The sequence below is a fragment of the uncultured Tenacibaculum sp. genome (genome assembly GCF_947498805.1).
In the GTDB taxonomy this organism is placed as follows: domain Bacteria; phylum Bacteroidota; class Bacteroidia; order Flavobacteriales; family Flavobacteriaceae; genus Polaribacter.
In genome coordinates, this window is the sequence record NZ_CANMLT010000007.1 from 21,946 (window position 1) to 45,585 (window position 23,640).

General features: G+C 31.4%; 27 protein-coding genes. 12 read left to right on the forward strand and 15 right to left on the reverse strand.

Annotated features, from left to right (window positions below; genetic code table 11):
* Positions 1-96 precede the first annotated feature (96 nt).
* Positions 97-1,269 (forward strand): THUMP domain-containing protein, encoded by a 1,173-nt coding sequence (locus tag Q0873_RS14430; protein WP_299108553.1) that lies wholly within the window; start codon positions 97-99, stop codon positions 1,267-1,269.
* A 136-nt stretch (positions 1,270-1,405) separates the two neighbouring features.
* Here Q0873_RS14430 and Q0873_RS14435 read toward each other — a convergent pair whose 3' ends face one another.
* Genes Q0873_RS14435 through Q0873_RS14450 form a run of 4 tightly spaced genes read right to left on the reverse strand, consistent with a single transcriptional unit; the run spans position 1,406 to position 4,708 of the window.
* Positions 1,406-1,912 carry a nuclear transport factor 2 family protein gene (locus Q0873_RS14435; RefSeq protein ID WP_299108556.1) on the reverse strand — a complete coding sequence of 169 codons (507 nt, stop codon included), beginning with the start codon at positions 1,910-1,912 and terminating at the stop codon, positions 1,406-1,408.
* Positions 1,913-1,929: 17 nt separating this feature from the next.
* On the reverse strand, positions 1,930-3,924 hold the full coding sequence (locus Q0873_RS14440) for a PspC domain-containing protein (RefSeq protein WP_299108558.1): 1,995 nt from the start codon (positions 3,922-3,924) through the stop codon (positions 1,930-1,932).
* On the reverse strand, positions 3,917-4,261 hold the full coding sequence (locus Q0873_RS14445; RefSeq protein WP_299108560.1) for a PadR family transcriptional regulator: 345 nt from the start codon (positions 4,259-4,261) through the stop codon (positions 3,917-3,919). The genes Q0873_RS14440 and Q0873_RS14445 overlap by 8 nt, the downstream gene beginning before the upstream one ends.
* A gap of 18 nt (positions 4,262-4,279) precedes the next feature.
* On the reverse strand, positions 4,280-4,708 hold the full coding sequence (locus Q0873_RS14450; protein WP_299108562.1) for a DUF4870 domain-containing protein: 429 nt from the start codon (positions 4,706-4,708) through the stop codon (positions 4,280-4,282).
* A gap of 155 nt (positions 4,709-4,863) precedes the next feature.
* Between Q0873_RS14450 and Q0873_RS14455 the strand changes: the two genes are divergently transcribed.
* Complete coding sequence (locus Q0873_RS14455; RefSeq protein WP_299108564.1) at positions 4,864-5,319, forward strand: DUF4442 domain-containing protein; 456 nt, start codon at positions 4,864-4,866, stop codon at positions 5,317-5,319.
* A 43-nt stretch (positions 5,320-5,362) separates the two neighbouring features.
* Positions 5,363-6,163 (forward strand): TIGR00266 family protein, encoded by an 801-nt coding sequence (locus tag Q0873_RS14460; protein WP_299108566.1) that lies wholly within the window; start codon positions 5,363-5,365, stop codon positions 6,161-6,163.
* A gap of 86 nt (positions 6,164-6,249) precedes the next feature.
* On the opposite strand, the gene Q0873_RS14465 is transcribed toward Q0873_RS14460, so the two are convergent.
* From Q0873_RS14465 to Q0873_RS14490, 6 genes are all read right to left on the reverse strand, one after another.
* Positions 6,250-7,389 (reverse strand): energy transducer TonB, encoded by a 1,140-nt coding sequence (locus tag Q0873_RS14465; RefSeq protein ID WP_299108568.1) that lies wholly within the window; start codon positions 7,387-7,389, stop codon positions 6,250-6,252.
* 170 nt (positions 7,390-7,559) lie between these two features.
* The gene (locus tag Q0873_RS14470) at positions 7,560-8,228 is read right to left on the reverse strand and encodes an energy transducer TonB (RefSeq protein WP_299108571.1); all 669 of its coding nucleotides are present in this window, start codon (positions 8,226-8,228) and stop codon (positions 7,560-7,562) included.
* 75 nt (positions 8,229-8,303) lie between these two features.
* On the reverse strand, positions 8,304-8,972 hold the full coding sequence (locus Q0873_RS14475) for an energy transducer TonB (protein WP_299108574.1): 669 nt from the start codon (positions 8,970-8,972) through the stop codon (positions 8,304-8,306).
* A gap of 177 nt (positions 8,973-9,149) precedes the next feature.
* A complete protein-coding gene (locus Q0873_RS14480) occupies positions 9,150-10,079 on the reverse strand; it encodes a peptidylprolyl isomerase (RefSeq protein ID WP_299108576.1) in 930 nt (309 codons plus the stop codon).
* A 27-nt stretch (positions 10,080-10,106) separates the two neighbouring features.
* Positions 10,107-11,657, reverse strand: a complete 1,551-nt coding sequence (locus Q0873_RS14485) for a hypothetical protein (protein WP_299108579.1) — start codon at positions 11,655-11,657, stop codon at positions 10,107-10,109.
* Entirely contained in the window at positions 11,650-13,239 is a 1,590-nt protein-coding gene (locus tag Q0873_RS14490; RefSeq protein WP_299108581.1) for a peptide chain release factor 3, read from the reverse strand. Before Q0873_RS14490 ends, Q0873_RS14485 begins: the two co-directional genes overlap by 8 nt.
* Positions 13,240-13,346: 107 nt before the next feature.
* Between Q0873_RS14490 and idi the strand changes: the two genes are divergently transcribed.
* From idi to Q0873_RS14530, 8 genes are all read left to right on the forward strand, one after another.
* The gene (gene idi, locus Q0873_RS14495) at positions 13,347-13,868 is read left to right on the forward strand and encodes an isopentenyl-diphosphate Delta-isomerase (RefSeq protein WP_299108583.1); all 522 of its coding nucleotides are present in this window, start codon (positions 13,347-13,349) and stop codon (positions 13,866-13,868) included.
* Between the two features lies 1 nt (position 13,869).
* Entirely contained in the window at positions 13,870-14,280 is a 411-nt protein-coding gene (locus tag Q0873_RS14500; protein WP_299108585.1) for a 6-carboxytetrahydropterin synthase, read from the forward strand.
* A 5-nt stretch (positions 14,281-14,285) separates the two neighbouring features.
* Entirely contained in the window at positions 14,286-15,260 is a 975-nt protein-coding gene (locus Q0873_RS14505) for a type I phosphomannose isomerase catalytic subunit (RefSeq protein ID WP_299108587.1), read from the forward strand.
* Between the two features lie 926 nt (positions 15,261-16,186).
* Complete coding sequence (kdsB, locus tag Q0873_RS14510) at positions 16,187-16,921, forward strand: 3-deoxy-manno-octulosonate cytidylyltransferase (RefSeq protein ID WP_299108589.1); 735 nt, start codon at positions 16,187-16,189, stop codon at positions 16,919-16,921.
* Positions 16,914-17,600 carry an HAD family hydrolase gene (locus tag Q0873_RS14515; protein ID WP_299108591.1) on the forward strand — a complete coding sequence of 229 codons (687 nt, stop codon included), beginning with the start codon at positions 16,914-16,916 and terminating at the stop codon, positions 17,598-17,600. Before kdsB ends, Q0873_RS14515 begins: the two co-directional genes overlap by 8 nt.
* The gene (locus Q0873_RS14520) at positions 17,601-18,227 is read left to right on the forward strand and encodes a chloramphenicol acetyltransferase (RefSeq protein WP_299108593.1); all 627 of its coding nucleotides are present in this window, start codon (positions 17,601-17,603) and stop codon (positions 18,225-18,227) included.
* Between the two features lie 22 nt (positions 18,228-18,249).
* Positions 18,250-18,516, forward strand: a complete 267-nt coding sequence (locus Q0873_RS14525) for a hypothetical protein (RefSeq protein ID WP_299108595.1) — start codon at positions 18,250-18,252, stop codon at positions 18,514-18,516.
* 136 nt (positions 18,517-18,652) lie between these two features.
* Positions 18,653-18,850 carry a hypothetical protein gene (locus Q0873_RS14530; protein ID WP_299108857.1) on the forward strand — a complete coding sequence of 66 codons (198 nt, stop codon included), beginning with the start codon at positions 18,653-18,655 and terminating at the stop codon, positions 18,848-18,850.
* Between the two features lie 24 nt (positions 18,851-18,874).
* Here Q0873_RS14530 and Q0873_RS14535 read toward each other — a convergent pair whose 3' ends face one another.
* The 4 genes from Q0873_RS14535 to Q0873_RS14550 all read right to left on the reverse strand — a co-directional run bounded on the left by Q0873_RS14535 (position 18,875) and on the right by Q0873_RS14550 (position 22,008).
* On the reverse strand, positions 18,875-19,336 hold the full coding sequence (locus tag Q0873_RS14535; protein WP_299108597.1) for a sensor of ECF-type sigma factor: 462 nt from the start codon (positions 19,334-19,336) through the stop codon (positions 18,875-18,877).
* 1 nt (position 19,337) lies between these two features.
* Positions 19,338-19,868 carry a hypothetical protein gene (locus Q0873_RS14540; RefSeq protein ID WP_299108599.1) on the reverse strand — a complete coding sequence of 177 codons (531 nt, stop codon included), beginning with the start codon at positions 19,866-19,868 and terminating at the stop codon, positions 19,338-19,340.
* A 32-nt stretch (positions 19,869-19,900) separates the two neighbouring features.
* Positions 19,901-20,449: an RNA polymerase sigma factor gene (locus tag Q0873_RS14545; RefSeq protein ID WP_299108601.1), complete on the reverse strand. Its 549-nt coding sequence runs from the start codon at positions 20,447-20,449 to the stop codon at positions 19,901-19,903.
* Between the two features lie 113 nt (positions 20,450-20,562).
* Positions 20,563-22,008, reverse strand: coding sequence for a TonB-dependent receptor (locus Q0873_RS14550; RefSeq protein ID WP_299108603.1), 1,446 nt, complete (start codon positions 22,006-22,008; stop codon positions 20,563-20,565).
* Between the two features lie 82 nt (positions 22,009-22,090).
* Here Q0873_RS14550 and Q0873_RS14555 point away from each other — a divergent pair, with 82 nt between their 5' ends.
* On the forward strand, positions 22,091-22,873 hold the full coding sequence (locus tag Q0873_RS14555) for an MBL fold metallo-hydrolase (protein WP_299108605.1): 783 nt from the start codon (positions 22,091-22,093) through the stop codon (positions 22,871-22,873).
* Here the strand turns inward: Q0873_RS14555 and Q0873_RS14560 are convergent.
* Positions 22,870-23,640, reverse strand: coding sequence for a C40 family peptidase (locus Q0873_RS14560; RefSeq protein WP_299108607.1), 771 nt, complete (start codon positions 23,638-23,640; stop codon positions 22,870-22,872). The genes Q0873_RS14555 and Q0873_RS14560 overlap by 4 nt on opposite strands.

Sequence of the window (23,640 nt, forward strand, 5' to 3'; positions counted from 1 at the left end):
AGGTCTGCAAAAATACGTAAATCTTACATTTTGAATATACTCTGTGTTTACAATTATTTAAAATGGTACTTTTGCAATTCAATTTTATAGGTTTTTATGGAGCAAGATTTTAAAATGACAGCTATAACAATGGCTGGTTTAGAAGGTGTATTAGCTGATGAATTAAGACAGTTAGGTGCACGTGAGGTAAAAGAAGGAATTCGAAATGTTTCTTTTAGAGGAGATAAAGGCTTCATGTATAAGGCTAATATTGCTTTACGAACAGCGATTCGTATTTTAAAACCAATTAAACGTAGTAAGATTTTTGATGAAGAGGATTTATATGAAGCAATTCAACGAGTAAAATGGGAACGCTTTTTAGATGCTGATGGAACTTTTGCTATTGGAGCTGTTGTAAATTCTAGAAATTTCACTACAAATTCGCATTATATAAGTTTAAAATCTAAAGATGCGATTGCAGATTATTTCCGTCATAAGTATGGTAAAAGACCTGATGTAGATTTAAAGTATCCAGATGTTAAAATTCATATTCACATTCATAAAGAATGGTTAACCATTTCTTTAGACTCTTCTGGAGAGTCTTTACATAAAAGAGGGTATCGTAGTGCGACCAATATTGCACCAATTAATGAAGTATTGGCTGCAGGATTAGTTTTATTGTCTGGTTATAAAGGAGAAGAGAATTTTATCGATCCAATGTGTGGTTCTGGAACTATTTTAATAGAAGCAGCTATGATAGCTAATAAGATTCCGGCGAATATCAACCGTAAACATTTTGCGTTTGAAAACTGGAATGATTATGATGAAGACTTATACTTTACCATTCAAGATTCATTGTTGAAGAAAATAAAAAGTTCACATTTTAAAATAATGGGATTCGATAAAGCGCCTTCAGCAGTGAGAAAAGCACAACAAAATATTATCAATGCGAACTTAGAAGAGTTTATCGGAGTACATCATGTAAACTTTTTTAACTCTAAAAAAGAAGTATTTGGAAAAACTACCATTTTATTTAATCCGCCTTATGGAGAGCGTTTAAATATTGATGTAGAAGAATTTTATAGGAAAATAGGGGATACCTTAAAGCATAATTATTCTAATTCAACAGCTTGGTTAATTACTTCAGATATTCAGGCGTTAAAACACGTAGGTTTACGAACCTCAAGAAGAATTCCACTTAAAAATGCCGATTTAGATTGTCGTTTTGTGAAATATGAATTGTACGAAGGAAGTAAAAAGTTAAAAAAGCAACCTACTATAGAAGAATAAAATTTAAAATTATTATTTATTAAATAAGAGGAAGGCCAAAGCAATATGCTTTGGCCTTCTAAACTAATAAAACCAAGTATTAGTGTCATTAGAGTTAGCTAACTAATGAACTAATGTGTTTAGTAGAAACTATATTTTAGTGTAGACTTATAACTCTTGTTATTTTCCACAGTTTTTCTTCTTTTTTCCAAATAACAATGAATTTACTTGGAATTGATTTTTGATTAGGTTCTCTATTATTAAAAAACTTATGATAACCAATTTGAACAGCACCGTAATTTGGAATAGGATATACCTCAATACTTCCTTTAATTAATGTACGTGTTACTTTACCACAAATGTTTTTTTCAAGGGATTCCAAAAGCTCCTCTTTAGAGGTTACAATTCCTCCTTTGTCGTGGTAAAACTCTAAGTTATCATGATATAGAGAAGCTTGTGTTTTCATATCACATGTATTATATGCTTGAAAATAAATGCTATCCATTTTTACAATTTCTTCATATAATGTATGATCAATAGGCTTGTAACTTGGAATTTCACTTGTTTGGCCGTTCATTACCCAAGAGACAAGAAGTGCGTATAATAGGCTTATGATTTTAAAGAAAAAGTTGCCTTTAAAAAAGAAATCAAATAGTGTGTTCATAGTTTTTCAGATTATGATTACCAAGTTTTAAAGGCAAGATTTCCTTCTTCATTATATAATCTTCTAAAACCTTTAGAAAGATCATTTATTACATTGTTAGAGATGTTAACAACTCCTTTATAGCCATCATTACAATCAATCTCTAATCGTAGTCTTTTTATTTTATTCTCTGCATCATATAAAGCATTGCTAATATCAATATCGATATTTTTTCGATACTTAAACCAGTCGATTAATTTTTCAAGTTCTCTTTTGGTCGTATTACTATCAATGATAAATTCTGCTTTGATATCATTGATGGTACTATCGAACATAAAACTAACTTCATTATCATTATCATTATCATTATCATCGTCAGCATTATTATCATCATTTGAGTTGTTGCGATCTTCATCTTTATCAGTTTCACAATCATTACACTCCAAACCTTTAGAAGTCATTTTAAAATGATGATTTGCCATATCTCTATCGTAAATATTCTCTGTATTATCTACGCCATATAAGAAGTTTCTAGAAGAACCTTCAAAATAAATGGTGGTTCCTTCTGGAATATAAATAGTTGCCTTAACTTCTTCTTCTTTCCAAAGGTTTTGAATTTCACTTAAATAGAAAGCATCAAAAACAATGGTGTTGTTGGCAGATTTGAAGTTATACACTATTTTTTTAGCATTCTCTCCAGCTTTACTACGTCTTCTTCCTTCTGAAGTCTTTTTGATTTCAATATAAGCATTACCAGTTTCGCTTTTTGCTACATCAATTTTAACATTGTTAGAGTACTTAGTATCTTTATCGTTAACATTTACATCAATACTATTTCCTCTTCTTCTTAAACTATGCATGTAGTAAATGTTATCATCGTTAACTACACGAATTTTAAGAGGCTCTTCCTGATTGAATGTCAAACTATGTTTGCTAACATTGCTACCATCATAGGCACGTGAAGTACCATATTCTACAGCGGAGAAACCTAATCCTAATACAGCTACAAACCATATTCCTAATAAGGTTAACGTGGTTGGTGTACCTATCTTTTTTAAATTAGGAGATAAGATTCTTAAACCTAAAATAAACAATGCAACAAATGGAATACCAATTGCCATAAAGATAAAGGTAGTTAACAACCATTTAGGTAAAGTAGCATCATAGAAGAAAGGTGGGTAGTGAACTAAATCACCATCAAAATTCAATATTTCAAAACTCCCTGCAAAGAACAATCCAAACAGTAAAGAAATTATAGTAACACCTGCTGTAAAGATTAAAAGTACGCCCATGAATTTACCAAACACTTTAAAGATGGTTAGCAAAATTTTTCCTAAAGTATCTACAAAATCTTGAGCACCTGATTTAGTTTGGTTACCTAGTTTTTTGTAATCGGCGTTTGAGATTTTATCGGTTAATTCATGGGCGCCTTCCTTTACCTTTGAAGAGATGTTTTCAAATTCGTTTCTAATTTTTTTTTCTATGTTGTCAATATTTACAGCTTCACCTTCCATTTGAAGTTTCTCTGAAGTTGTTTTGGCTTCAGGTAATAATACCCAAAGAATAATGTATCCAATAACACCAAAACCAAATCCAGCTAAAGTAAGAAGTAAGAAACCTAAACGAATCCAAATTACATCTATATTAAAATAGTGTCCTAAACCTGAAGCTACCCCGGCTAGGAATTTGTCTTCTCCATCTCTAAATAACTTTTTAGAAGATTGGTTTCTTCTTTGATAGTAAGAACCAGATTCAGCATATTCTTCAGCTTCAGTATAGTCTTCTGGTTGTCCCATAATGGCAATAACTTCATCAATATCACCTTCATTTATAACCTGACGAGCATCTGTAATTCTTTCAGATAAAAGTTCACTAATTCTAGTTTCTATATCTGCGATAATTTCTTCTTTACCTTGTGGGTCATCACTAAGGGAACGCGAAATAGCATCTAAGTAGCGTTTTAATTTTTGATAAGCCAGTTCATCTATGTGGAAGAAGAATCCGCCTAAATTTATATTTATTGTCTTATTCATTTTTAGTTGATTTTGTACTTGTTACTTGGTTTACTGCTGATACTAAATTATTCCAGGTTTTGTCTAATTCTTTTAAAAATAATTGACCATTTTCAGTCAATACGTAGTATTTACGAGGCGGCCCTGAGGTTGATTCTTCCCATCTATAGGTTAATAATCCTGCGTTTTTTAATCGAGTTAATAACGGATATATGGTACCTTCAACCACAATCATTTCTGCGCTTTTTAGGTTAGAGAGAATCTCAGAAGTGTAGGCATCTCCATTTTGTAATATTGATAAGATGCAATACTCTAAAACTCCCTTACGCATTTGCGCTTTTGTATTTTCTATCTTCATCGAGAGTGGTTTATGTTGTTACTTAATAAATTTAATTGTAAAAGGATACTTGTAATCTTCTCCTTTGTTTGCTTTCATGGCTGCTATTATGATTAAGGCTATTTTTATTAAGGTTATTACGGTTGCTAAAGAAGCTACGCCGATAAAACCAAATAAACCTCCATAGCCATGATTTCCTCCAAAGTCAATATCTACTCCGTTAAAAATGTCAAAAACATTTCCGAAAATAAAAGAGAAGAAAGAAGCACTTAGGATGAAAATGTATAGTCCAAAGCTAATATTAAAGTTCACGGCTTCTTTACCATGTTCATCTAAAAACAAGCTTCTGGTTTTTAATGTTTGCCATAATACTAATGGTGTAATAATACTACCAAAAGGAAATAAATAGCCTGCAAAAGCAGATATATGTATTAAAAAAGCATTTGTGTTTTCGTTATTGTGTTGCATAATAATATGGATTGTATAATACTTTACATTGCAAATATATATCTTTTAAAAGGTATTATGCAATACATAGTACTAAAATTTAACATTTTTTAACATTTGAATGCTTTGATAAATATTCAATAAAAAGCCGTACATTGCCTGTAAATACTGATAAAATGAAATTTACACCTAGCAAAATTAATTTTTTTACTTTGTTCAAGTTACCATCTGCATTTTTCTGTGGAATAAGAGTTAAGTCTATTTCTGAAGAAGATTCTTTAGTCATGGTTAAGCATAAATGGATCAATCAAAATCCATTTAGATCGATGTTTTGGGCCGTTCAAGGGATGGCAGCAGAACTTTCTACAGGAATTTTAGTTATGCAAGCAATAGATCTTTCTGGTAAAAAGGTATCTATGTTAGTAACTAATATGAATGCAACTTTTACAAAAAAAGCTACTGGTAAAATTCAGTTTAAATGTAATGACGGAATTGCTATTAAAGAGGCAATTCAAAGATCGGTTGAAACAGGAGAAGGACAAACAGTTTTGGTTACTTCTGAAGGAATTAATGAAGAAGGAATATCTGTTTCAAAGTTTGAGTTTGAATGGAGTTTGAAGGTGAAGTCGTAACAAAATGAAATTATCTTAGTCTAATCTATAAAACTTATTATTTATGAATGCACACGAAATAGATTACCGCATTTTTGGCGAAGAAATGCAATATGTAGAAATAGAGTTGGATCCACAAGAAGGGGTGGTAGCAGAATCTGGGAGTTTTATGATGATGGATTCAAATGTTGAAATGAATACAATTTTTGGAGATGGATCTAATCAAGAAAAAGGAATTCTAGGGAAGATTTTTTCTGCTGGAAAACGTTTATTAACAGGGGAGAATTTATTCATGACTGTTTTTACAAATGTGGGACAGGGTAAGAAGCAAGTTTCTTTTGCATCACCGTATCCAGGTAAAATTGTACCAATTGATTTAAGTGAATTTGGAGGAAAGTTTATTTGCCAGAAAGATGCTTTTTTATGCGCAGCAAAAGGAGTGTCTATAGGTATTGAGTTTTCAAGAAGGTTAGGAAGAGGTTTGTTTGGAGGAGAGGGCTTTATCATGCAAAAAATGGAAGGTGATGGTATGGGCTTTATTCATGCCGGAGGAACCATGTCTAAAAAAGTATTGCAAGCAGGTGAGGTGTTAAAAGTAGATACTGGGTGTATTGTTGGTTTTACAAAAGACGTAGATTATGACATAGAATTTGTAAAAGGAATTAAAAATACAATTTTTGGAGGTGAAGGTTTGTTTTTTGCAAGATTAGAAGGACCTGGAACTGTTTTTATTCAATCTTTACCGTTTAGTAGATTAGCTGGAAGAGTATTGGCTATGGCTCCTCAAACGGGAAAAGGAGATAGAGGAGAAGGGAGTATTTTGGGAGGAATTGGAGATATATTAGATGGAGATAATAGATTTTAAACTATAAGAAATTAGAATAATAAAATAAAAAGCGAGTTCAATTTGAACTCGCTTTTTTATATAAATATAGTTGATTAAAAACCTGTCTATTCTTTTAACTGGAAGTTGATAGGAATGTAGTACTCTACATTTGCAACTTTACCATCGTGCTGTCCTGGGCTGAATTTGGGTAATCTAGATACCATTCTTTCAGCTTCTTTTTCTAATAGGGTTCCATTTTGAGGTCCCTTAGATTTAATGTTTACTACATTACCATTCTTGTCAATGATAAATCTAACCCAAACTTTACCTTGAATGTTTTGTTGAGCTGCAGCTTCAGGATAGTTAAAGTTTCTTTGGATATGACTAATCATTCTCTCGTTGAAACAGTTTAACTTTTGCATGTCTGATGCTTTAGAACAAGCTTTGAACTGTGGAATGCTGTGTACTTGAGAAAACTTTACATAATCTGTTATAGCTTTTGCTTTCGCAACAGTCGTTTTAGTAGCTTTTCTAACTGGAGCTTTTGCAACTTTGGTTGTTCTAGCTCTCTTTCCTGTGTTAGTTCTAGTAACTCCTTCAGGTAATTGGAATGTAATTGGAACTCCATACTTAACCTTTACAGCTTTACCATTATGCTTTCCAGGTGTAAACGTAGGAAGTCTATTGATAATTCTTTTTGCTTCTTTTTCTAAGACTTCTCCATTTTGAGGTCCTCTTAAAAGTATATCTTGAACTTGTCCAGTAGCACTAATTGTAAATTGTACAAGAACTCTTCCTCCAATACCTTGATTGATGGCAGACTCTGGGTACTTAAAGTTACTAATAACGTGCTTAGACATTTGATCAGTAAAACACTTTGCTTGTTTGATTAAAGGAACATTATTACATTTTGGAAATAAAGGAATTTCCTCAACAATGTTAAATGGTACTTTTTCAATTGTAGCAGAATTATCTTCTAACTCTAACTTACCTACAAGTAGTGTGTTTTTCTTTATATCGGCGATTTTATTATTACTGTTCATTCCGATTGAACTAACCGCTTCTTTATTTTTTCTTACAACTCTTTTACGAGTAGAAACTTCAATAGATAACGTTTTTTTAGAACCGTCAGTTTCGTCTACTGCACATTTCGTTATACTATTAGGATCGGCAATTGATTCATCTGGAGTAGTACAATGCTCCTGCTGAGCAGCTGCTATCATTGTGAAGAACATAGCTGCAATTACTAAGGGGTTTTTAACCATAATTGTGCCTATTTAAGGGGTTAATATTAAATGTTTTAAATAGAATAGGTTGTAAATATATGGTAAAAAATAAAAACGCACAAATTTTTACTTGAATTTATAATTTTGTTAAGATATTTTAAATCAAGTGCTTAATAAAAAAAGAAAAATTTATGCTAATTTTTTTTTCTCTAACTTTTAGGTAATTTAAAAGTAATTGGTAATCCATATTTAACTTTTACCTTATTTCCATTGTGCTTTCCAGCTACAAATTGTGGAAGTTTTGAAATAAGTCGAACAGCTTCGTCTTTTAAAATATCGGTACCTTCAGGACCTTTTTTTCTGATGTCAATAACATTTCCAGTTTCATCAATTGTAAACTGAACTAAGATACGTCCTTCTATTTTTTTTGACAATGCTTCTTGTGGGTAATTGAAGTTGTTTATTACGTGTTTAGACATTTGTTTTTCAAAACACTTTGATTGTTTAACCAAAGGAACATTTTCGCAACTCTTAAAAAGAGGAATTTCTTCTACTAAATGAAAAGGAATTTTATGAACACTTGATAACACATCTTTTTTAAGTTCTATTTTACTAATCAATTGTGTGTTAGCTTGTACTTTAGCGTCATTAGCGCTGTTCATAGAGTTAGAGTTAACTTTAGTTCTTTTTTTTCTGTACTTAACGCTAACCTCTTTATCATTAATATCTTCAAGAGTTTTTTTTACATCATCAATACTACATTTAGTAATACTATTTGGGTCTAATACAGATGCATCTGGGGTTGTACATTGTTCGGTTTGAGAGTAGCAAGCAACTGATAGCATTACCGCAATCGCAGTAGAGTAGAGGGATTTCATATCGAAGGGGTTTAGTTGATTTAATTTTTATTTTTTTCCAACGAACGAAGCTAATAAAATTTAGAATTTTATACTTTAAATTAATGTTAAGTTTATTGGAAATGAGTAGATAACATTTACAGGAAAACCTTGTTCTTTTCCAGGGGTAAAATCTGGAGATTTTTTGATGATTTTAGTTAATTCCTTGGTAATCATCTTGTTGTTTGATTTACTGTTAATTTTTATGTTTGAAATTTTCCCGTCAATTCCAATCGTAAATTGAATTAGAATTTTTTCATTTATAGAATCTTCTATAATTTCTTCTGGATGAAAGTATTTTGCGATGTGTTTGTTTAGTTTTGTTTTAAAACATTTACTACTTTCTTTTCGAGATGTTTTTTTACATCCGCTGAATAACGGAACTTCTTCTACTAAATCAAATAGAATTGCTTTTTTATGTGTTGGGAGTTGAATGTTTGGCGATTGGTTATTTAGACTTAATTGAATATTACTATTTCCAACCAGTTGATTTAGATTATTTTTTTTAGCGTTTACTTTCCTAAATCTAGTTTTTGTTTTTTGTTTGTTGATTTTTATAGCCCTTGTAGCTGTTTGTTCTGTACTCTTTTCTATTTCACATTTACTAATTCCAATATCATTGATATCGGTAAGTTGATTGTTGGATGTTTCACAGACTTTAGCTTGAGCGAAGGAATTAAAAATAGTTAAGACTGTTAAGCAGATTAAAGGTAGTAGTTTTTTCATTGTTATAGTTTTTTATAGGTGCATAACAAAGATCAAAAAGAAACTGCTTTTATGTTTTAAGGGAATTTAATATGATATTTAATTTTAAATATTCTTAATGTTAAGAACGTTAATTATAGGTAAACAAAAAGCCCATTTTAGTAAATGGGCTTCCTATATAATATATATGGTGTAAAATTATTTTACATTCATTAATTCTACATCAAAGATTAATGTTGCGTTTGGAGGAATCACGCCACCAGCTCCTCTTTCTCCATATGCTAAGTTCGAAGGGATTACTAAACGAGCTTTGTCTCCAACTTGTAATAATTGAATTCCTTCATCCCAACCTGGAATTACTTGACCAACACCAATAGCAAATTCAATAGGATCTTTACGCTTGTAAGAAGAATCGAAAACAGTACCATCTAATAACTGTCCTTTATAATGTACAGATACCATAGCTCCTTTAGTTGCTTTCTTACCTTCACCTTTTTGAATTACTTTATAACGTAAACCACTTGGAGTTTCATCATACCCAGCAGCAACCTGATCTAATAATTCTTTTTGACGTGCCTTCTCTTCAGCTTCTCTTTGCTCGCGAGCTCCTTCAAAAGATCTAAAAGCTTCTACAGCATTCCACTTTTCAGCTTCATCACCTACACGAATAATTTCTACATTCATTTCATCTTCTTGCTCAATAGCATCAACAACATCTTGCCCTTCAATTACGCTTCCAAAAACAGTGTGCTTACCATCTAACCATGGTGTAGCAACATGTGTAATAAAGAATTGTGAACCGTTGGTTCCAGGACCTGCATTTGCCATAGATAATTTACCTGGAGCATCATGTTTTAATTCAGGATGAATTTCATCGTCAAATTTATAACCAGGGTTACCTGTTCCTGTTCCTTGAGGGCATCCTCCTTGAATCATAAAATCAGCAATTACACGGTGAAATTTTAATCCGTTATAATATGGTTCTCCTTGTGGACGGGCGTCGTTTTCTAAATTCCCTTCAGCTAAGGCAACAAAGTTACCTACTGTTCCAGGAGTTTTTTCATGTTCTAAGTTTACTAAAATATCTCCTTTAGGAGTAGTGAACTTTGCATAAATTCCGTTGTTCATTTTTTTTAATTTAAATCTATTTACACTTTATTTTTTACTAGCTAAACTTGCAAAATTGAAGTTTAAACCAATATTTACATTTGTTGAATTTACATTACCAAAAGGAGCTATGAATTTACCTCCTGAAACAGATAATGAAAAATTATTTGCTAAGTTATAGTTTAAACCTAAAGTAGGTCTAACTACAATACCTTCATCTGTATCTACACCTGCACCACCAGCAGCCCCTCCAACTAAATCGATAAATGCATTTAGTTTGTTGTTTAATACAGAAGGTGTTTTATATCCAATACCTGCAAGTCCATGTGCATATCCACCTGATCTACCATCATAAGCAAAACCAGCTTCCCCTATTAAATAAAAATGATTAGAGATATCATAATTAAACTGAAGCGCTAGCAATTGTAAATCTACAGATAATATGTTACTAGGGTCGTCAGTTTTTGCAACATCAAAATAGGTTTGGTTTTCAATACCAACAGATATTCCCTGCGTTTTATAATTGTTTGTATTAGTAGTGGATTCGGTACCTCCATTTAATCCGAAGTATTTAATACCAAAACCATAGGTATAAGCTTCAAAATCACCATCTAATGCTTTATAGTATCCACCATGTCCGCTAATAGCAAACTTATCTGATACTTTTAAATCAACACCTGCAGATGGGTAGATGGTAAGTCCTCCTTCAGGAGCAATACGACCACCTGCAGCACCAATACCTAATTTTCCAAAGATGTTCAAATGTTTAGATTGATAAGGGTGATATCCTGCACCAAAAAATAAGTCCATAAATCCAGCACGAAGTCCTTTATAAATAGCATCTGTATGAACAAATAAAAACACATTTTCTTGTAGGTACTTTTGATATTCAAACCCTAATACATATAAAGTTTCTCCGAATTCATCTCCATTGTCTTTTCTTGATTTACCAAAAGGCTTAAAGAAATCAAAGCGCACTTGCTGTACGTTTTTAACTGCCGGTCTTTTCCAAAAGTTCTCTGAAGAAAGATTGGCCGCAGTAAATTCTTTTTGAGCATTCTTATAATCTGAAAAACGTAAAATACTTGGTATTTCTATAAAGAAAGAAACCGAGTTACTTTTAATTTCTCCAGAATAAAAGTCGACATGACTGTATTGAACACCAAAGGAGTAGTTATTTTTCTTGAATTGTAAACCAATATTTGGATTTATAAAGCCACCATCATTGATGTATCTGCGATATCCACCTCCACCTCCGAAGTGAAAGTTAGCATCAAAATATAAGTTTTTATATACTTGTTTATTTACTCCTAGTTCAACACCTAAGGTAAATAAACCACCTTGGTCACCAGTTAAAGCAGCATACATACCAACACCACCATATAACCAATCATTAAAAGGAATTTGATAATGCAATCCCATCATACCCATGGTAGGTTTTAATTCAGGGAATTTTTCTGAAGGCATTTCTACAGGAATAAAATTCAAACGAACTTTATTATGTAATTCCTTTCCTTTTAAATTAGATAGGTTTTCTTGACCTCTTACAAAACAAGAAGTAAAAATCAAGAAAAGTATAGCGATGTGGGTTTTATTCAAATTCACTGGTGAAATGTAATTTTACAGATGGATATTTGCTTTGTGTCATTTGAATGGTAAAAGCAGAATCGGCTAAAAACACCAATTGACCTTCTTTATCTTTCGCCAAATAGCGTTGCTTAACACGTTTAAATTCTTTGAATTCTTCGTTTTTTTCATCTTCTGGTTGTACCCAACAAGCTTTGTGTACATTGATGTTTTCATAAGAGCATTTCGCTCCGTATTCATGTTCTAAACGATATTGAATTACTTCATATTGAAGAGCTCCTACGGTTCCAATAATTCTACGTCCATTCATTTCCATAGTAAATAACTGAGCAACTCCTTCGTCCATCAACTGATCTAAACCTTTATATAATTGCTTGGCTTTCATAGGATCTGCATTATTTACATAACGGAAGTGCTCAGGAGAGAAACTAGGAATTCCTTTAAAGTTTAGCTTTTCTCCTTCAGTTAAAGTATCTCCAATTTTAAAGTTACCTGTATCATGCAATCCTACAATATCTCCTGGGAAAGACTCTTCTACAATTTCTTTCTTCTCAGCAAAGAAAGCATTTGGACTAGAGAACTTTACTTTTTTACCATTTCGAACATGTAAATAAGGAGTGTTTCTTTTAAATGTACCAGAAACAATTTTAACGAAAGCCAAACGGTCACGGTGTTTAGGGTCCATATTCGCATGGATTTTAAATACAAATCCAGTTAATTTTTGTTCCTTAGAATCTACAACACGTTCTTCTGCTTGTTTTGGTTGTGGATTTGGAGCAATATCAATAAAACAGTCTAATAATTCTTTTACTCCAAAATTATTTAAGGCAGATCCGAAGAAAACAGGTTGTAAATCTCCTTGAATGTATTCTTCTTGATTAAACTCAGGGTATACTTCATACACCAATTCTAATTCTTCACGAAGTGTTTCAGCTGCATCTTCTCCAATCATCGTATCTAATTCTGGATTATTTACATCATCAAATTCAACTCCTTCTGAAATGGTTGTTTTATTATCTCCAGAGAATATGTTTAATTTTTTTCCCCAAATGTTGTAAATCCCTTTAAAATCGTATCCCATACCAATAGGGAAACTCATAGGAGTCACTTTTAAACCTAATTTTTGCTCTACTTCATCTAATAAATCAAATGCGTCTTTACCTTCACGGTCTAGTTTGTTAATGAAAACAATCATTGGAATTTTACGCATTCTACAAACGGCTACTAATTTTTCTGTTTGAGGCTCCACACCTTTAGCTACATCAATAACTACAATAACACTATCAACAGCAGTTAATGTTCTAAAAGTATCTTCAGCAAAATCCTTATGTCCAGGAGTATCTAAAATATTAATCTTTTTGTCTTTATAGATGAAAGCTAATACAGAAGTAGCAACCGAGATACCACGTTGACGTTCTATCTCCATAAAATCGGAAGTAGCTCCTTTTTTAATTTTATTATTTTTTACGGCACCCGCTTCTTGAATAGCTCCACCAAATAATAATAATTTTTCAGTCAAAGTAGTTTTACCCGCATCGGGATGCGATATAATTCCGAATGTACGTCTCTTTTGTATTTCTTCTAAAAAACTCATCTATAAATTTTAAGGCTGCAAAGATACGTTTTAAAGTGGAACTGTTCAAAGGTTTAATTGTTGAACTGGTATCATTTTTGTAAGTTTGCTTCTAGTAAATTTTTTAGATGAAAGAACACGTAATTTTAGTTGATGAAAAGGATAATCCGATTGGATTAATGGAGAAAATTGAAGCTCATGAAAAAGCATTATTGCATAGAGCATTTTCGGTTTTTGTATTCAATTCAAAAGGAGAATTAATGTTGCAACAAAGAGCAGCACATAAATATCATTCTCCGTTACTATGGACGAATACTTGTTGCTCTCATCAACGTGATGGAGAAACTTCTTTAGAAGCAGGAGTTAGAAGACTAGATGAAGAAATGGGATTTACGTGTGATTTAGAAAAAGTTTTTTGGTTTATTTATAAAGCTCCATTTGATAATGGTTTAACCGAACATGAGTTGGATCATGTCATGGTAGGGAAGTTTGAAGGAGAACCAAATATCAATCCAGAAGAAGTAGAAGCTTATAAATGGATGCCTTTAGAAGAGGTGAAAAAAGATATTGAAAATAAGCCAGAAATTTATACAGAATGGTTTAAGATTATCTTTAAAGAGTCTTATAGTAAAATTGCAAAGTTTGTATAGTATGCCAAGAATAACAATACATAGAAAAGCTCATTTTAATGCAGCACATAGGCTGTTTAATCCGAAATGGAGTGATGAAAAAAATGTTGAAGTTTTTGGTAAGTGTAGTAATCCTCATTATCATGGGCATAACTATGAATTAATAGTTTCGCTAACTGGAGAGATTGACCCAGAAACAGGATATGTATATGATTTAGGAAAGCTAAAAGATCTAATTAAGATTCATGTTGAAGATTCTTTTGATCACAAAAACTTAAATATTGAAGTTGAAGAGTTTAAGAACTTAAATCCTTCAGTGGAGAATATAGCTGTAGTTATTTATGATAAGTTACGTGTAAAGATTGAAAAAAAATACGACTTAGAAATAACCTTATATGAAACACCTAGAAACTACGTAACCTACAGCGGATAATTTTTATGATAGACCTACTACTACGATTTGAACCCATTTTAAAAGAGAAAATTTGGGGTGGACAAAAACTGATACAACTATTTGGAAAAAGCTCATCAAAAGAAAATATTGGTGAAAGCTGGGAGATTTCAGATGTAAATGGTGATGAAACAGTCGTAAGTAAGGGAAGCTTAAAAGGAAAGAGTTTAAAAGACTTAACGAAATTATATACTACAGACTTTTTAGGAAATAAAGTATATCAGAAATTTGGAAATCAATTTCCCTTGTTAATTAAATTTATTGATGCCAAAGAAAAACTGAGTATTCAGTTACATCCTGATGATGAATTAGCTAAAAAGCGACATGATTCGTTTGGTAAAACAGAAATGTGGTACATAATGCAAGCTGATAAGGATTCGAAAATCATGGTTGGTTTTAAAGAAGACTCCAATGAAAAGGAATATTTACAACATGTAAAGAACAAAACATTACTTGATTTATTAAATATAGATAATGTACTTTCTGGGGATGTATATTTTATTCCAACAGGAAGAATACATGCAGTGGGAGCAGGAGTTGTATTGGCAGAAATTCAACAAACATCAGACAATACATATCGTGTATATGATTGGGATCGACAAGATATTGATGGTAATTATAGAGAATTACATACAGAGTTAACCAAAGAGGCTATTGATTACAAGGCTTTAAAAGATTATAAGACATTATATAAAGTTAAAGAAGGTGGAACTTCTGAGATGGTTAGTTGTCCACATTTTACAACTAATTTAATTTCTTTTGAAGGAAAATTAGATGTAAATCATAAAGATAAAGACAGTTTTGTGATTTATATGTGTGTTAATGGAGAAGTAGATTTTAATTACAAAAATCAAACAGAGAATGTTAAGGTAGGGGAAACTATTATGTTACCTGCATGTGTAAAAGAGGTTTCTTTATCTTCAACCTTAAATTCTAAATTGCTAGAAGTATATATAAAATAAGAACAGACTTAAAACAAATCGCCTCAAGTCTGTTCGTTAACAAACCAAATCAACTTAAAATCATATATAATTGAAAAATCAATTAACAGATTGATTAAGAAGCTTTTTGTACGCTGTAGCCAAAGGTGGCCACGCATATAATATTTTGTTTCTTTTCCTCTTTTTTTGCGACCGTTATATTTAAAATTAACTCGGTATTACTTAGCTTTTTTACATTGTTTTTAATGATAAGTTTATCATTTAAATACGCATTTTTCAGGATATCAAATTCAATACTTTTAAAATTTAAGTCCGATGAATTTTGATAGAAATTAAGAGAAGAATTCACATTCGATTCAATTTTATTATAAAGAACCGATGTTTTTAAGATTTTGTTCTTGCTAACTTGTTTTTTGTTAACAATAAATTGTTGTGTGTTGTTGCTAGTGTGTATGTGTGTGTTCATGATTTTAAGTGTTTAATATGAGTAATAGTTCGGGATCTTCTAATGAAAAATTCTTTACATGGTTAATAATACATTTGCCTTGTCGATACATTGTTGTTGAATACATTTTCATAATGATTAAAATTTAAGTTAATACATAAAAAAAGGTGCTTTTGTTAAAAAGCACCTTTCTGTTATTATAGTTATAATTAATTTACTAATTTCTAAATTTAGAACAGGTACTTTTTTCTATATAGACATACTGTTTTTGCATACGCGTATAGCCTCTAAACATTACATAGCAAGATGCAATCGTATTAGAAATAATACGGTTAATTGTCTTAGAGATATGTGTAAATACATTGTTCATATGGTCAAATGTATAAAACTTTCTCAATTATAGCTAGTTAAAATCAGAAAAAATATGTTAAAGTTAAAAATTAAACGAAAGAAAAACTGACGTTTAAAATTGTATCTTTGAATAGAAAATAGAACTGTATTTATGAAAATCATAGCCATGATTCCTGCACGTTATAGTGCATCGCGTTTTCCAGGTAAATTGATGAAGGAACTAGGTGGAAAGCCCGTTATTGTTAGAACTTATGAAGCAGCTTTAAGAACAAAGTTATTTGATGAAGTGTATGTAGTAACAGATTCAGATGTTATTTATGATGCTATTGAAGAAGTAGGAGGTAAGGTAATTAAAAGTAAAAAGGAACATGAAACAGGTTCTGATAGGATTGCTGAAGCTGTAGAAAATTTAGAGGTTGATATTGTGGTGAATGTACAAGGAGATGAACCTTTCATAGATGAAGTGTCGCTTCGAAAACTAATTCAAATATTTAAAGAAGATATTAAGTCAGAGATTGACCTAGCTTCTTTAAAAGTACATATTACAAATAAGGAAGATATTGAAAACCCTAACAATGTTAAGGTTATTACCGATGAAAACAATTTGGCCTTGTATTTTTCACGTAATCCGATACCTTATCATAGAGATAAAGATGTTGAGGTTAAATATTATAAACATAAAGGCGTGTATGCTTTTAGAAAACAAGCATTGTTAGATTTTTACAACTTGCCTATGACTCCGTTAGAATCGGCAGAGAAAATAGAATGTATTCGCTATTTAGAAGTAGGTAAGAAAATAAAAATGGTAGAAACAAATGTAGAAGCTATTGGTATAGATACCCCCGAAGATTTAGAAAAAGCAATTCAATACTTAAACAATGGATAATATTAAAGTTATAGCCTTTGATGCAGACGATACCTTGTGGGTAAATGAAACGTATTTTAGAGACGCAGAAAATGAGTTTGCAAAGTTATTGTCAGATTACGAAACTGAGAATAAAATCCACCAGGAGTTATTTAAAAAAGAAATCACCAACTTATCTATTTATGGATATGGAGTAAAAGGGTTTGTGCTGTCTATGGTTGAGTGCGCTTTAGAACTTTCCAATTATAAAATCAATCAGCAAACAATTGATCGTATTTTAAACATTGGTAAAGAAATGTTAGAAAAACCCATTGTGTTACTAGATGGAGTAGAGGAGGTACTACAAGCTTTGCATGGAAAGTATAAATTGATTGTAGCAACTAAAGGAGATTTGTTGGATCAAGAACGTAAGTTAGAGAAATCGGGTATTTTAAAGTATTTCCACCATACAGAAGTAATGAGTGAGAAAAAAGTACCAGATTATAATAAGTTAGTAAAGCATTTAGATATTCATCCTTCAGAATTGTTAATGATTGGAAACTCTTTAAAGTCTGATGTATTGCCTTTAGTAGAAATTGGAGCTTCTGCAATACATGTTCCATTTCATACTACTTGGGCACATGAAGAGGTTACAGAAGAGCAAAAATCAGAAGATTATAGAACAGCAGGAAATATCAAAGAAATCCTTTCATATTTATAAATGAAATATTTAGATATAGATTCTTGGAATAGAAAAGAGTTGTTTCATCATTTTAGAACTTTAGATGATTCAACGTTCGCATTGGTAGCAAATGTCGATGTAACCAATACTTTTAAAGATGCAAAAGAGAAAAAGGAATCTTTTTTTGTGCGCTACTTGCATGCATGTTTAATAGCAATAAATAGTGTTGAAAATTTGAAGTATCGAATTGAGGGAGATCAAATTGCTATTTATGAAACAATTCAAGCATCTGCTACTATCGCTAGAGAAGATCATACCTTTGGGTTTTCATTTATTGAATTCAATGAAAGCTTTGCTGATTTTAATAACAATTTCCAAAAAGAAAAGAAACGAATACAAGAAACAAGAGATTTATTCCCGCCTAAATATTCATTAGGGTGTATTCACTGTTCTGCGATACCATGGGTACATTTTTCTGGACATAAAGAACCTTTTTCTGGAAATAAAGACGACAGTGTTCCGCAATTAGCCTTCGGAAAAATAGAAGAAAAGAAAGGTAGATTAATGATGCCTGTAGCAATTAATGTAAACCATGCATTGGTTGATGGATATCATGTAGGTTTATTTTTTGAAGAATTTCAAAATCAATTAGATAAAATAAATTAAATTTGCAGCAAATTTTAGAATTATGGCAAGCATAAAGAATTTAAAGAAAGATATTAATTATACATTAGGAGACTTATATGATATTTGTCAACTAAATGCTCAATTGAATCCAGAAGCTGATGCTTCAAAGTCTGAAGAGATTATCAATGAATTGTTTGATACATTTGACGAGTTAATCGCTAAGGTTAATGCTAAAGATGTAGAGAACAAAAAGGCTCACTTTAAAGCTATCAATGGTGAATTAGAGGAAAGAGCAAAAGCTATTTTAGATAAAATAAGCGCTTTATAATCAAGTGTTTAAATTATTTAAAAAACCAGTTTTTAACAAAACTGGTTTTTTTTTGTTGATATTTTAACATTTGGCAGAGAATATTTTTTTGTACCTTACGTTTCAAATATATAACCTTTAATCCCCTTAAATGATTATGGCTAGAGCAATGTTCGAGTACACTAAAACAGTACTAAAAAAAGTAAGCTTCAACGCAGATTTATTTTGTAAAGAGCTTGAAAAGGCATTGAACAGATTACTACCTTACGAAGTAGATGAACTAACAATATGGTTAAAGCAGTTTACTGCTAACAAACCAGAACTGTATGCATGTATGGCATTAATAAAGAAATAAAAAAGAGCGCAATTGCGCTCTTTTTTATTTCTTTATTCTTCGATGTTTTAATTTTCGAATAAGAGTTCTGTGAAATTCTCTTTCAGCTATTTCTAGTTTAAGAACTTTCTTATAACTTAAAATTCCTTTTAGTTTTTGTTGGAATTCTTTCTCTGTTTTATAAATATCAGATTTAATATCACCGATTCGTTTTACAATTTGCTTAGCTTCACTTTCTGAAAGCGCATCTAAATTTTCTAGCCCACCGATTTGTTTTTTTATTTTTTGACGTTCTTCAAACCTTAAAGAATTGATTTTCTTTTGAAAAGAATTATATAAAGGCCAAAATTGTTGTGCTTCTTTTTCGGTTAAATCTAATTTATCTGTAATAAAGGCAACTTTTGCGGCTTTTATTTTTTCTTGTTTCCCTTTTCTATATTTCATCTGAGCAGATAGTCCAAAGCTTGAGAAAAGTAAAAGAGTAAGTAGTAAGGTAACTTTTTTCATGTTAATTAATTTCGTTTAGTAAAGTAGAAGTATCAATATTATCTAAATAATCTTCAATTTCTATATCATTCATATTGTCTGTTATACTTGTGTCTTCAAAGTCTGTTACTTGCAAAATGTCAGTAATCTCATTTGAGTCGTTTGCGGCATAAAGCCAATTTTCAATTTCTGTTTCTGATAGATCATCAATTGTAACGGTATCTGTACCTGTTGAAAAATAATTAAGACCAATAAAAAGTAAAACAGAAGCTGCCGCTGCATATGGTATTATCTTTCTAATGGTATGAGACAAACGAATTACTTTCGTTGTTCGTTTATCATTAGATACTTGAGCAACAAGATTATCTTCTAAAGAATCAAAATATCCTTTAGGAACTTCAAAACCACTTTTATTAGGTAAAGTGTCTTCAGAAATTTTGGCAAATAGTTCATCTTCAAAAGAGGTTAGGTAGTTGGTGGGTTTTTTGAACCCATTACCTTTAATGTCTTTTAAAGAGAATTCTTTGTTGATATGTTGTTTTTTATCTTTCATTTATACTTTTGACTCTACTTTTAACAAAAGGTTTAATGTTGATTAAATTTTATATATTCTTCAATCTTCTTAACAGCATGATGATACGATGCTTTTAAGGCTCCAACAGAGGTTTCTAGGATGTCTGATATTTCTTGATATTTCATATCGTCAAAATACTTCATATTAAAAACTAGCTGTTGTTTTTGAGGAAGTGTGGCAATTGCTTTTTGTAATATAATTTGAATTTGATCACCGTCAAACCAAGTATCACTATCTAAATTAGAAGCTAATTGAAATTGCATGTCTGAAAGTTCAATATTTTTTTCTTTAGCTCTTTTGTTAATAAAAGTTATGGCTTCATTTGTAGCAATTCTGTATAACCAAGAAAACAATTTACTTTCCCCTTTGAACTTATCAATACTTCTGTAAACCTTTATAAACGTATTTTGAAGTACATCATCGGTATCGTCATGAGAAATTACAATTTTTCTTATATGCCAATACAAACGTTCTTTGTATTGGGAAATTAACCAACGAAAAGCTTCCTCTTTGGTTTTATTGTCTTGTAGTTGATTTATTAATGTAATTTCTTCGGTCAAAGTGATTATTTAAATGTTTGACTCTATAAAAATAAAAAGGTTTAATCAATTTATCAATTTTATAAAAAAAAAGACAGTCAAAAAGACTGTCTTAAAAATTTATGAATCTGTGATTATTGAACTTTTCTTCTTGAAAAACCGAATAATCGATTGTTTTTAATCATTTCAGAAACTCCTTCAGGAAGCATGTCTTCCCAACCTGGTTCTCCATCTTTAATCATTTTTAACACAGTTCTAGAGAAAATATGTAGAATGTCTGTATTCACATCTTTAATATCAACCAATCTACCATTAGTTTTAAAGAATTTATACAATTCTTTCATTCTAGGGTGTACCTTAAGGTTTTCGCTAGTAATAAACTCTCCAGACTCTTCATCTTTGTATGGGTACATATATACCTTTAAATCTTTAAAGAATAACTTACCAAAGGCTTCTAAAATACCTCCACTTAAATGTCTGTAATATTTTTCGTCAAATATTTGAATCAAGTTATAAACTCCCATAGCAAGTCCCATACGTTCTTTGGTAAACTCACTAAAGTATTCAACCAGTTTAAAATATTCTTGGAAGTTAGTAATCATTACATTTTGTCCTAGTGAACAAAGTAATTCAGCTCTATCTAAGAAATCACGTTCGTTAATTTCCCCTTCAGCTCTTAAGTTACTCAGTGTAATTTCAAAAATAACTTGTGTTTTTTCTGGAGAAACCTTGTTTTCAGCAAAAAATAAATCTTTAGACCTTTCAAACATGTCCATGTTTACCTTAGTTACAGGTCTAAAACTTCCACGTAATGCAAGAATGTTCTTTTTATATAAAACTTGTGCAGGTAATAAATTGTTTCCGTCAGGTCCAAACATTACTGCATTTGTCATGCCGTTTTTAACTAATTGTAAGCTCATTAAACGGTTGTCTACATACATAAACCTTGGACCAGAGAAATTGATCATATCAATTTCTAATTTGTCATGATCTATATTGTCGTAAAAGGATTTAACTAGTTCTTTTGGGTTGTCGTTCATATAGAACGCACCGTATACTAAGTTTACTCCTAATATTCCTAATGTTTCTTGTTGTAACCTAGCGTCTGTTTCTTTAAAACGAAGGTGTAACACAATTTCGTTGTAGTCTTCTAAAGGATCTAATTGAAAACGAATACCAACCCAACCATGACCTTTAAACTTTTTTGTGAAGTTTATGGTAGCAACGGTATTGGCATAGCTGAAAAATAATTTATCTGGGTGCTTTTGACGATCAAGACGTTCTTCGATTAAGTCCATCTCGTGTTTTAGCATCTTTTTTAATCTTGCTTCAGTAACATAGCGTCCATCATCTTCAATTCCATAAATTGCGTCTGAGAAATCTTTATCATATGCACTCATTGCTTTTGCAATAGTACCTGACGCACCTCCAGCTCTAAAGAAGTTACGTACTGTTTCTTGTCCTGCACCAATTTCGGCGAAAGTACCATAAATATGGGCGTTCAAATTGATTTTTAAAGCTTTACTTTTAGTAGGAAGTACCGTACTTATCTTTTGATCTCCTTTTAACGTAATTGCCATTTTTATGTTTTATTGTTACGTTGAGCAAAGGTACTGAAATTAGCTACTATCAGACAATTTTTATTGTATTTTTGTAGCCTACATGGATAAAAAAAAACAAATTAAAGTTACTTTTTTAGGAACGGGTACTTCTACAGGTGTTCCTATGATAACAAGTAAGCACCCAGTTGCTTTTTCGAACGATTCAAGAGATAAAAGGTTACGATCTTCCATAATGGTTTCTTGGGATGATTGTAATTATATAATCGACTGCGGACCTGATTTTAGACAGCAAATGATTCGTGAGAATGTTGAATCAATCAAAGGAATATTATTTACACATGAACATGCCGATCATATAGCCGGTTTGGATGAAATAAGACCTTATGGTTTTCAAATGGGAGCAGTACCAATTTATGTAAGTGAAAGGGTATTGGGGAAATTACAAAGACGTTATGAGTATATTTTTGCTGTTGAAAATAGATATCCTTCTGCACCCAAGGTGGAAACGAATGTAATATCCCATGAACATTCTTTACGTTTAGATGGAGTAGAAGTAACCCCAGTAGAGGTAATGCATGGAAACTTACCTATTTTAGGATATCGTTTCAATGATGTAGCGTATTTAACCGATATCAAAACGATCAAAGAAGAAGAAAAGAGAAAACTTCAAAATTTAGATGTTCTTATTGTTACCGGATTAAGAAAAGAACCACACGCAACCCATTTTAATCTTGAAGAAGCATTGGCTTTTATAGCAGAGTTACAACCTAAAAAAGCATATTTAACCCATATTAGTGAATTACTAGGCTTTCATGCTGAGGTAGAGAAAGAACTACCTAAAAATGTATTTTTAGCGTATGATGGTTTGGTGGTAGAAAATTAAACCAATCGTTTAATAACTCTTAGTTTATGGGTGTGTTGATGTGTGTCAATATTATAAATGCCGCTGTGGTCTAGTTTGTCAATTCTTACTTTTCCATGAGCGTGAATTATATTGTAGTCGGTCATGATAATTCCAACATGAGTAATTACCCCTTCTTCATTGTCAAAGAAAGCTAAATCACCAGGTTCACTTTCTTCTATAAAACTTAATACCTCACCTTGAGTAGCTTGTTCTTTAGCATCACGTAGTAAGTTATAACCACATAATTTATATACGGTTTGTGTAAAACCAGAACAGTCAATTCCAAAAGGTGTTTTTCCACCCCATAAATAAGGAGTGTTTAAAAACAAAAAGGCAGTTTCGACAATAGAAGCTTTCGGAAGTTGTTTGTTGGCTATTTTACCCTGATAAGCGTATTGGGTATTGTTGATACTAAATTGTTGATTCTCAAAAAATGGAAGTCTAGCGCCTAGAGGGATGGTTGTTAAATTGTTATTGTTGTCTGTAACAAAATCAATCAATTCTCCTGCATAACTTCTAGCTTCAGAAGTTAAGTTGTTATATGTCTCTTCTGAAATTTCTTCATATTGTTTGTTATCAATATAACCTTCGTAATTATCAAAAGAGAGCTTCACTTTACTCCATTTTTTATCTTTTTCTAACACTTCAAAATGCTCACCAAATACAAGTTGATTTACCATTTCAGCAGTATCTGAAGGCGTTAGCCTCATAGGTACAATACTTAAGTTACAAATTCCGAAAAGCAT